The organism is Pontibacter sp. HSC-14F20 (assembly GCF_019599265.1).
Taxonomy (GTDB): domain Bacteria; phylum Bacteroidota; class Bacteroidia; order Cytophagales; family Hymenobacteraceae; genus Pontibacter.
In genome coordinates this window covers 222951-233881 of sequence record NZ_JAHZTC010000006.1, presented here as the reverse complement: position 1 = coordinate 233881, position 10931 = coordinate 222951, and the positions used below count along the sequence as shown (strand labels likewise).

Annotated in this window: 8 protein-coding genes and 1 tRNA gene; 4 read left to right on the top strand and 5 right to left on the bottom strand. The window is 46.2% G+C overall.

Annotated elements, in window-relative coordinates; genetic code table 11:
* Positions 1-1158 precede the first annotated feature (1158 nt).
* The 4 genes from K3G39_RS08270 to K3G39_RS08255 are packed head-to-tail and all read right to left on the bottom strand — an operon-like array spanning position 1159 to position 5503.
* Positions 1159-2442 (bottom strand): adenylosuccinate synthase, encoded by a 1284-nt coding sequence (locus K3G39_RS08270; RefSeq protein ID WP_220625714.1) that lies wholly within the window; start codon positions 2440-2442, stop codon positions 1159-1161.
* 7 nt (positions 2443-2449) lie between these two features.
* On the bottom strand, positions 2450-2800 hold the full coding sequence (locus K3G39_RS08265) for an STAS domain-containing protein (RefSeq protein ID WP_220625713.1): 351 nt from the start codon (positions 2798-2800) through the stop codon (positions 2450-2452).
* Positions 2772-3272 carry a Fur family transcriptional regulator gene (locus K3G39_RS08260; protein WP_220625712.1) on the bottom strand — a complete coding sequence of 167 codons (501 nt, stop codon included), beginning with the start codon at positions 3270-3272 and terminating at the stop codon, positions 2772-2774. Before K3G39_RS08260 ends, K3G39_RS08265 begins: the two co-directional genes overlap by 29 nt.
* A 35-nt stretch (positions 3273-3307) precedes the next feature.
* Complete coding sequence (locus K3G39_RS08255) at positions 3308-5503, bottom strand: bifunctional (p)ppGpp synthetase/guanosine-3',5'-bis(diphosphate) 3'-pyrophosphohydrolase (RefSeq protein ID WP_220625711.1); 2196 nt, start codon at positions 5501-5503, stop codon at positions 3308-3310.
* 296 nt (positions 5504-5799) lie between these two features.
* On the opposite strand from K3G39_RS08255, the gene K3G39_RS08250 reads away from it, so the two are divergent.
* The 4 genes from K3G39_RS08250 (at position 5800) to clpX (ending at position 9651) form a co-directional block, all read left to right on the top strand.
* Positions 5800-5881 (top strand) — tRNA-Leu (locus K3G39_RS08250).
* 76 nt (positions 5882-5957) lie between these two features.
* Complete coding sequence (gene tig, locus K3G39_RS08245; protein ID WP_220625710.1) at positions 5958-7277, top strand: trigger factor; 1320 nt, start codon at positions 5958-5960, stop codon at positions 7275-7277.
* A gap of 88 nt (positions 7278-7365) precedes the next feature.
* Positions 7366-8064 carry a ClpP family protease gene (locus K3G39_RS08240; protein ID WP_255594129.1) on the top strand — a complete coding sequence of 233 codons (699 nt, stop codon included), beginning with the start codon at positions 7366-7368 and terminating at the stop codon, positions 8062-8064.
* 363 nt (positions 8065-8427) lie between these two features.
* On the top strand, positions 8428-9651 hold the full coding sequence (gene clpX / locus K3G39_RS08235) for an ATP-dependent Clp protease ATP-binding subunit ClpX (RefSeq protein WP_220625709.1): 1224 nt from the start codon (positions 8428-8430) through the stop codon (positions 9649-9651).
* Between the two features lie 102 nt (positions 9652-9753).
* On the opposite strand, the gene lpxB is transcribed toward clpX, so the two are convergent.
* Positions 9754-10872 (bottom strand): lipid-A-disaccharide synthase, encoded by a 1119-nt coding sequence (gene lpxB, locus K3G39_RS08230; RefSeq protein ID WP_220625708.1) that lies wholly within the window; start codon positions 10870-10872, stop codon positions 9754-9756.
* Between the last annotated feature and the right edge of the window lie 59 nt (positions 10873-10931).

Genomic DNA, 10931 nt, shown 5'->3' with positions numbered 1-10931 from the left:
ATGTATTAGGCCTGCCGCTAGCGTTCATCCTGAGCCAGGATCAAACTCTCCATTGTAGTGTTACTCTTCAGGTCATCTTACGATAACCAATGTGTCTGTTCGACCCCGGCCTTTTCCTTTTTAATTCAACTTTGAATTGACGCGGTGGAGATCCGAAGATCTGCCCGCGCGGATGTACCTATCTTATTTTTCTTTTTTCTGTCTCAACAATCTCTCAAAGAACTTGTCAAAGGGCTATTCCCTTTGCTTGTGCCCTCTCTTTCAGAAGGCGGGTGGCTTGTGCTTGCCGTGGCAACCTGGGGCGTGACCCCTTCGTCGTTTTCGGTGTGCAAAGGTCGGAAATACTTTTCCAATCTGCAAGCAAAATTTTCAATCTTTTTTTTCTCTTTTCATTTGCCCTGCTGGCTCTGGAAGCGCTTTTGAAACCTTCGTTTCGGAGCGGGTTGCAAAGGTACACAACCTTTTTAAACTTGCAAACACCGGCAAAAACTTTTTTTCCTTTTTCCTCCAACCCCTGTGACCAGGTGTTTTTAGAATGGCTTCCGGCTGAAGAACAAGTTGCTTCCGGCTGAAGCGGGTGGCAAAGGTAAGCAGCTTTTTTTAATCCGCAAGGCCTTAGCCCAAGTTTTTTCAGTAATTATCCGGTGCTTTCCGTTTCACTTGCTGCACCCCTGGCCGCCCTGCCGGCTGCCGCTTTTCGCGCTTTCCCTGCTCCGTTTGACCGGGTTGGGAGTGCAAAGGTCTACAAATTTTCCCAACCTGCAAGCACCCTGTGTTAACTTTAGCCTCTGATACCAGGTGGTTTCGTCTAACTTGCTGAAAAGCACAGCAAATCATTTTCAAAAAACTTTCGGGTTTATGCCCACATCTTGTAAATGCTTTATTTTGCCTTATATGTAAAGGGGCTGCTTGTGCATTTGCCCGTGGTAATCTCCACAATTTCCCGGCTTCTCAACCGGCGGCTTAGGTGTAACACCTTTTATGGCTCCAGAAGTTCCTACATTATTGAGATTTTAATTTAAATCTTTCCATTGTAGTTTTTCTATACCTTATATAGGTACTTAATTATTGGCAGATTTTAAGCATTCATATCTTCATGAACATAAAGAGGGCTTCATTTATCAAAATGAAGCCCTCTTTATGTTCTTACTAGCTTAACTATACGCCAGCCTTTTCTCTTCTTAGTGTGCTCTTCCTATCAGGCCCTACAGATGCTATCGTGATAGGTACCTCCAGATGTTGCTCCAGGAAAGTCATATAGTTATTGAAAGCTTCTGGTAATGCCTCTACATTATCAATCTGATTCAGGTCAACTTTCCATCCCGGTAGCTCTTCATAGATCGGCTCTATACTTTCCGTTTCTAATGAGTGTGGTAATTGATCGGTTATTTCTCCTGATGCCAGTTTATAATGCGTGCATACCCTGATTGTGTCAAACTCAGTTAATACATCTGCTTTCATCATATTAAGCTGTGTAACACCATTAAGCATGATAGAATACTTCAAAGTAGGAAGATCTACCCAGCCACAGCGGCGCGGACGACCAGTGGTAGAGCCAAATTCATTACCAGCTATTCGTATCTGATCGCCGACCTCATCCAATAACTCTGTAGGGAAAGGCCCACTCCCCACTCTCGTACAGTATGCTTTGAAAATACCGTATACCTCGCCAATATAACGTGGTGCCACTCCAAGCCCTGTGCAGGCGCCAGCTACCAGCGTAGTAGAAGAAGTCACAAACGGATATGTTCCGAAGTCTACATCTAGTAGTGAGCCCTGCGCTCCTTCAGCCAAAACACGCTTGCCATTCTTCAGGGCGTCATTGATCATGTACTCGCTATCTACCAGTTTGAGTGTTCGCAGATAGTCTACTGCTTCGAAGAAAATCTTCTCCTGCTCTCCTAGTTCCAGCGTCTGTCCATAGAACTCCACTGTTTTACGGTGACGATCAACCAGTCTGTTGTAGCGATCCTGGAAATCATCTGCCAGTATATCCCCAACGCGCATGCCTACTCTGCCGATCTTATCCTGATAAGTTGGGCCTATACCTTTCAGCGTAGATCCGATCTTCCCTGTACCCAGCGCTTCTTCCGAAACCCGGTCGAGCACTTTATGGGATGGTAGAATGAGAGAGGCTTTTTTAGAAATAAACAGATTCTGCGATGCATCTACTCCCCGATCCTGTAGTTTCTGCATTTCAATGCGGAAAACAATTGGGTCGAGCACAACGCCATTGCCAATAATATTCTGAATGTGCGGATGGAAAATACCCGAAGGGATTTGGTGAAGCACATGTTTGGTGCCTTCGAATTCGAGTGTGTGTCCTGCATTAGGGCCTCCCTGGAAACGGGCCACAATGTCATAGGTAGGAGCCAGTACGTCGACGATTTTGCCTTTGCCTTCGTCGCCCCACTGCAGACCTATAAGTATGTCAACTGCCATTTATAAGTTAGTAAATTGATTCCTTTAAGAATTGCGCTGCGAAGTTATCATTTTCCGCGATGGTAAAAATGGCATTCAGCTTCGTAACGATCAAAAGTTTGCGAATGTGGTCAGACGGCTTGATCAAAACCAGCTCTCCTCCCCTATTCCGAAATTTTGTAAGTAACGAAACAAGCACTCCCATCCCGCTGCTGTCCATGAAGCGAACGTGCGAGAGGTCTACAGCGCACAACAGCACTTTGTTTTCTACCTGCTCTTCGGCATTGGTCATCAGTTTCTGGGTGTCCGGCCCTGCAATCAGGTCTCCTTCCAGCCTGATAAATAGGACATCATCCTTTAGCTCTGTCTGATACTTCATGCTGTTGTTCGGTTGCTTTTTTGGCGCGGCAATCGCCGCATACCCCATAGAGATTGAGGGAATGATGCAAGATATGAAAATTTAAAAGGTCCCCCACCATGGTCTGTATATTATGGATGCGCGGGTCACAAAACTCCACCACTTTATGGCATTCTGTACAGATCACGTGGTCGTGTTGCCGGTAACCATACGATTTCTCGTACTGCGCCAGGTTGCGGCCAAATTGGTGCTTGCTTACCAGGTCGTTCTCCACCAGCAAATCCAAGGTATTGTATACGGTGGCCCGGCTTACGCGGTAGTTCTTGTTTTTCATGCTGATGTAAAGAGACTCTACATCAAAGTGGCCGGAACGGGAATAGATTTCTTCCAGAATGGCGTAGCGCTCTGGCGTCTTGCGAAGCCCCTTGCTTTCAAGATAAGCTGTGAAAATTTTCTTTACCTGTTCAATTCTATTCTGCAGGTCTGTTACCATGTCTTTCCTCTCTTATATATAATAGGTGTAGAGATCTAGTCGAATCGCTCGACAGTCAGTACGCCTGTCACCTTGCCCATGCGCTGGATTAGTTTATCCAGGTGGCCGGTATCATTTACAAAAACCATAATGTTCCCCTCAAAGATTCCATCATGCGAATCTATTGTGATGGAGCGCATGTTTACCCGCAGGCTGTTTGAGATGATGCGGGTCAGGTCGTTCACCAGACCAACACGGTCTGTTCCCTTGATGCGTATACCTGCCAGGAAGGCCAATTCCTTCTGATCAGTCCACTTGGCTTTAATAATGCGGTTGCCGTAGTTGGACATCAGCTCTATACCTCTCTTGCAGTTCGTGCGGTGAATTTCGATACCGTCCTCCTCTGACTCAAAGCCAAACACCTCATCACCGGGTATAGGATTGCAACAGGTCGCCACCTTATAATTCATGTTAAAGGTGTTCTCCCCTATCACCAGCATATCAGAAGTAACGCCGCGTATCTTCTGCACTTCACGATCAAAAGACTTGGGCTCTAGCATAGAGGAACCTCTTTCTGCCTGGGCAGAAAAAATTACTTCTTTGATGTTCTTGATATCAATATGTCCGGTGGCAATGCGGTAATGCAGGTCCTGAACCGATGGCACATTGAAAAAGGCCATGAGCTTATTCAGGTTTCCCTGCGTTTCGGGCACTTTCAGGTATACGAGGCGGCGCTCCAGCATTGCTTTGCCCTGCTCCGATTTGTTTTTGCGATCTTCACGCAGGTACTCCTTAATACGGGAGCGTGCCTTGGAGGTCACCACATAATCCAGCCATTCTTCGTTTGGTTTCTGCTTCTGCGACGTCAGGATCTCTACCTGATCACCATTGCGTAACCTGAAGCTGAGCGGCACCAGCTTTTGGTTAACTTTAGCCCCGAGGCAATGTAGACCAATTTCTGAGTGAATCTCAAAAGCGAAGTCGAGGGCAGTAGCGCGGTCAGGGAGTATGAGCAGCTCGCCTTTGGGTGTAAAGACAAACACTTCCTCTACAAACAGGTTCTTGCGGAACTCGTCCATAAACTCGAGTGCGTTGGCTGTATTATTCTCCAGCATATCACGCACCTTGTTTATCCACATCTCCAGGCCAGACTCGCCTCCGCTACCGTCACTCTTATATTTCCAATGCGCAGCGTAACCGCGTTCGGCAATCTCATCCATCCGCTTAGTACGGATCTGTACCTCCACCCACTGACCGGATTTACTCATCACAGTTGTATGCAACGACTCGTAGCCATTGGCCTTAGGTGTATTCACCCAGTCACGCAGACGGTCGGGGTTCGGTTGGTAGAAGTCTGTTATAATAGAGTACACCTGCCAGCAGGCAGCCTTCTCATGCTCCAGCGGCACATCCAGCGTAATGCGTATAGCAAACAGGTCATAGATCTCTTCAAAGGTGATATTTTGTTTCTTGATCTTCTTTAATATAGAGTAGATCGACTTTGGTCTGCCTTTGATGTTAAATTTGAAGCCGTGGCGACGTAATTCCTCTTCGATCGGAGAGATGAAGTCTTTGATAAACTTCCCACGGGCACTGCGCGTCTGCCGTATCTTGGTCGAAATGTCTTTATACGTTTCGGTATCGGTGTACTTCAGGTATAGGTCTTCCAGCTCGGACTTAATTGCATAAAGCCCCAGGCGGTGAGCCAATGGAGCGTACAGGTACATGGTTTCAGAAGCGATCTTGAGCTGCTTGTGGCGCGGCATACTGTCGAGCGTACGCATGTTGTGCAGGCGGTCGGCCAATTTGATCAGGATCACCCGCACATCGTCAGACAGCGTGAGCAGCATCTTGCGGAAGTTTTCGGCCTGCTGCGAGGTGCCGTAGTCAAATACACCCGAAATCTTGGTAAGCCCCTCGATAATACGTGCCACACTTGGTCCGAACTCACGCTCGATCTCCTCTACCTCCATGGCCGTGTCCTCTACTACATCGTGCAGCAGAGCCGCTACAATAGAAGTAGTGCCGAGTCCGATCTCTTCCACGGCGATCTGGGCCACAGCCAGCGGATGCAGAATATAAGGTTCCCCTGACTTGCGACGCATGTCTTTATGCGCCTCGACAGAAGTATTGAACGCCTTTTTGATGATCTTGGCGTCGTTGTCCTTCAGAAAAGGCTTGGCGTGCCGAAGTAATCTGCGGTAGTGTCTGAGGATCTCTTTGCGTTCTGCTTCTGGATCGATCATGTTCATGCTAAAGCTTGAAGTGTAGAGTGCGCAAGCCAGTAGGGCCTGCCGCCATACTTATGCTCCTGTTTATAGGTATAAGTGAGGCTGTGGCGTTTTAAGTTTCAAATATACATGAATATCCGCTTTCATACACACATTGCTATGCGTATCATGCAATTTGTTGATGCTGAATCACTAAGCTCCTGATTGTTGCGCCAGTTGAGAAAAAGAAGAAAAAATATTCGCTTTTTTTGGACGTGACTCTTGCATTTAAATTTAGCGTTCGTAAATTTGCACCATCATTACAAACAAGCACACATGCGGATGTGGCGAAATTGGTAGACGCACTAGACTTAGGATCTAGCGCTGCGAGGCATGGGGGTTCGAGTCCCTCCATCCGCACACAAACGAAACCCTCAACAGCCCATGTTGGGGGTTTGTTTTTACTAGATGTATCATCATTAAATTTTTGTAAGCCTTGAATATTACATTAAATCAAACCGACGGCACTAACGCGCAACTGAAGGTAGTCCTGGAAGAGGCAGACTATGCAACTAACGTTGACCAGCAAGTAAAAGAATTCAGCAAAAAAGCCCAGATTAAAGGCTTCAGACCTGGTAAAGTGCCTGCAGGACTTATCAAGAAGATGTATGGCAAGAGCATACTGGTTGAGGCAATCAACAAACTTCTTCAAGAAGAGATCTCTAAGTATATCAAGGATAATGATGTAAAACTGCTGGGCGAGCCGCTTCCGGAGCCAAGCCAGGAGAACATTGACTGGGACAACCAGAAAGATTTTGAATTTACGTATGCTGTTGGTTTGCTGCCAGACTTCAACCTTCCGCTGGATAAAAGCGTAGAGGGTTACACTGTAGAGCTGGACCAGACTACAGTGGACGAGGCTTACGAAAACCTGAAGCGCCAGTTCGGCAAAACAACAAACCCGGAAACTTCTGAAGAAGGAGACTTTATCTACGGTGACCTGAAGCAAGTAGAAGGAGAGTTCGAGTCTAAAACGCTTATTCCTACAAGCCGTGTAGTAGAAGGTAAAGATCAGTTTATGGGCGTAAAAGCCGGTGACGTGATCCGTTTCGATATCCGTAAAGCATTTGGTGATGACAACAGCGCACTGGCTCACGTAACTGGCCTGAGCAAAGATGTAGTAGCTGACCTGAACGGTGAGTTCGAATTCACAGTAGAGAAAATCAACCGCACAGAGGCTGCTGAACTTAACCAGGAGCTGTTCGACAAGCTGTTCGGTAAGGACGAAGTGAAGACAGAAGAAGAGTTCGACGCTAAGATCCGTGAGACCATCAAGGAGAACTATGACCGTGAGGCAGACAACCTGCTGTACCGCAATATCATCGATACCCTGGTAGACAACGTAGAGGCAGAGCTTCCTACTGAGTTCTTCAAGCGCTGGCTGCAAGTGACCAACGAAGGCCGTTTAACTACAGAGCAGATCGAAGAGAACTTCGATAAGTACCTGAAGGAGCTGAAGTGGTCGATGATTAAAAACAAAGTAGTAGAAGAAAACGAGCTGAAAGTATCCAACGAAGAAGTGGTAAGCAGCACGAAGGAAAAGATGTTGGCGCAGTTCAACATGCCAGAAGTACCGGAAGAACTGGTGGAGAGCATGAATAACTATGCTAACCAGTATCTGCAGCAGGACAATGGCCGTAACTACATTAATGAGTACGAGCAACTGCTGGCCGAGAAGGTGCTCGCTAAACTAAAAGAAAAGATGACTGTTGTAGAGAAGACAATCTCTACAGAGGACTTCAAAAACCTATCGTAATAACGATTAATAATATTTAACCTAAAAAGTCCTTTATTATTTAAAGGACTTTTTTATTTTTGACCAAACCGTAAATCTAAACAAGATGATGTTTAACAAAGACGAGTTCCGGAAATTTGCCGTAAAGGGCCAGGGCATGAGTGGCCTGGGCGTAGATCAATATATTAGTCATGTAGAAGGCCGTGCCATGCATACCATTGAAAGCATGACGCGCTCTGTAATTGAGGAACGTCCGACGAACTTCCGTGAGATCGATGTGTTCTCACGTCTGATCATGGATCGTATCATTTTCCTAGGTACGCAGGTAGACGATTTTATTGCCAATATCATTACCGCCCAATTGCTTTTCCTGGAGTCAGCTGATGCCAAGAAGGACATTTTGCTATACATCAATAGCCCGGGCGGTTCCGTATACGCTGGCCTCGGCATCTACGACACCATGCAGTATGTAAACCCGGATGTAGCAACGATCTGTACTGGTCTGGCCGCCTCAATGGGTGCAGTATTGCTGGCAGGTGGTGCCAAGAACAAGCGCTCTGCCTTACCACATGCCCGCGTTATGATTCACCAGCCAATGGGTGGTGCACAGGGTCAGGCATCTGATATTGAAATCACAGCCCGTGAGATCCTGAAGCTGAAGAAGGAGCTGTATGAGATTTTGGCAGAGCACTCTGGCAAGTCTTACCAAGAGGTATACGACAACTCTGACCGTGACTACTGGATGAAGGCTGAAGAAGCGAAAGAGTATGGTCTGATTGATGAGGTATTACATCGTAAGAAAGACTAATTTTCACGAAACAGCACACCATTTTAATTCTGATAGCAAAGCCCATCCTATACACAGGTATGGGCTTTGCTATTTTATTTAGCAAGAAAGAATTGCACCATTATAATACAATACCCCAAGAGTTAAATTAAGCGTAATAATTTATCAACAGGCTTATGTGGATAGATTACACCTAAAATCAACTGATTATCAGATATTTAACTCAAAATACAGTAATAGCAATTTTTTAATTTATGGTTACTTTTTATAACCATATCAACATTTTAGCAATTAAAATACTACCTTAGTAAGATTTCATTTTAGTACCTTTGCTTTTGAAATACACCCGCGAGGGCCTATAAAATCTTCTGAACAAACTTTTTTATGGCTGAAATTACCTGCTCATTTTGTGGCAAGAACAAAAAAGACGTATCTGTGATGATATCCGGAATCAACGCGCACATTTGTGACCGTTGTATCGGGCAGGCACAGCAAATCCTGAACGAGGAAAATAAGATACGCGCCAACAGCCGCACACCAAAGTTTAACCTGATGAAGCCGAAACAGATGAAGGAGTACCTTGATCAGTTTGTGGTTGGCCAGGATGAGGCGAAGAAAGTAATGTCTGTAGCGGTATACAACCACTACAAGCGATTGATGCAGCGCACCAACGAAGATGATGTAGTGATCGAGAAGTCAAACATCATCATGGTAGGTGAAACAGGTACAGGTAAAACTTATCTGGCCCGTATGATGGCTGGTATCCTGCAAGTACCTTTCTGTATTGCTGACGCGACTGTATTAACAGAGGCTGGCTATGTAGGCGAGGATGTGGAAAGTATTCTGACGCGCCTTTTGCAGGCAGCCGATTATAATGTAGAGTCTGCTGAACGCGGCATTGTATACATTGACGAGATCGACAAGATTGCCCGCAAGAGCGATAACCCATCTATTACCCGCGACGTGAGTGGCGAAGGTGTACAGCAGGCTTTGCTGAAACTGCTCGAGGGTACAGTAGTGAACGTGCCGCCGCAAGGTGGTCGTAAGCACCCGGAGCAGAAAATGATTACGGTGAACACGGAGAACATCCTGTTCATTTGCGGTGGTGCCTTTGTAGGTATAGACCGCCTGATCAAAAACAGACTAAACACGCGTCCGATTGGTTTCTCAAAATCAAAGCAGGACGAGGATGAAGAAAAAGAGAATTTCCTGCGTTACCTGACTGCTCAAGACCTCAAAAACTTCGGACTTATACCTGAACTGATCGGTCGTCTGCCAGTGCTCACGCACCTGAACCCACTCGATAAGGATACACTTCGCCTGATTTTACTGGAGCCTAAGAACTCTATCGTGAAGCAGTATAAGCGTCTGTTCGAGATGGAGAACATCAGCCTCAGCTTTGATGACGACGCGCTGGACTACATTGTAGAGAAAGCAGCAGAATACAAGCTCGGTGCACGTGGTTTACGCTCCATTTGCGAAGGCATTATGACAGATGCAATGTTTGAACTACCGTCTGAAGAAGGCGCTAAAGAACTGGTGATTACGGGTGAATATGCCCGCGATAAATTTGATAAATCGCCTTTGAAGCAGCTTCGTGTTGCTTAGGTAAGGTATAGAAAGATAAAAAGAGAGGGCCTCAGCTTTATGCAGCTGAGGCCCTCTCTTTTTTAGGTATAGGTATAGCACAACGCTATGTGGAATTATCGTTTATACCTCATCCTTCAAATAACTTACCATCAGTTCTGCAGCACGCTCGGCGGTACGGTACTCTCCTATTTTCTTCTTCACAAGCGCATAGCCCTCCTGCTGCTTCTGCATGGCATACTTATCAAACAGAATGTTTTTCAGCTCAGCTACAATCTTTTTGGCTGTGAAATCCTCCTGAATCAACTCAGCTACGACGGGCTTATCGGCAATTAGATTAACGAGCGAGATATACGGCACCTTGATTATACGCTTACCAATGGCATAGGAAATGGCGCTCGTCTTGTAGCACACGACTTGCGGCACGTCAAACAGTGCGGTTTCAAGTGTAGCCGTTCCTGAGGTGACAAGCGCCGCTTTTGCATGCGAGAGCAGGTCGTAAGTCTGGTCGTAAACAATCTTGATGTTCGGATCTTTATTGTACTGCTCGTAATACTCTTTTGAGAAGTTAGAGACGCCTGCCACAATAAACTGGTAATCGCGGAAGGAAGGCAGTACGCTCAGCATCACCTCCAGCATGTTTTCGATCTCCTGCTTACGGCTACCTGGCAACAGTGCTATGATGGGTTTGTTGTTCTGAATATGGTTCCGAACTCTGAAATCAGGTGCCACCACATGGTCGTTCACTGAATCTGCTACCGGATTGCCGATATAGTCCACTTCGTAATCGAAACGACCATAAAATTCTTCCTCAAAAGGCATAATCACAAACATGCGGTCAACAAGGCGTTTGATTTTGTGTACGCGCCCTTGGTTCCAGGCCCAAATCTTGGGGGAGATATAGTAGAACACTTTTAAACCGTGTTCTTTAGCGAACTTGGCAATCCGCATGTTGAAACCGGCATAATCTACCAGAATAATCACATCCGGCTTAAAGGCTGTGATATCCTCTTTACACTCACGTAGGAAACCCAGTATTTTGAAAAAATTGACGGCAGCCTCCGCAAAGCCCATAAAGGCCATCTCCTGGTAGTGCTTGACCAGGTGCATGCCGGCCTCCTGCATCATATCGCCTCCCCAACCTCTTATGTCAGCCTCGGGATCTTGTTTCCGGAGCTGTTTGATGAGATTAGAAGCGTGCAGATCGCCTGAGCGTTCGCCGGCTATAATGTAATATTTCATGTAATGTGTATGCGTTTGGGGCCGCCTGACTAAGGCAGAAACGAAGAAAGCAATGGAAC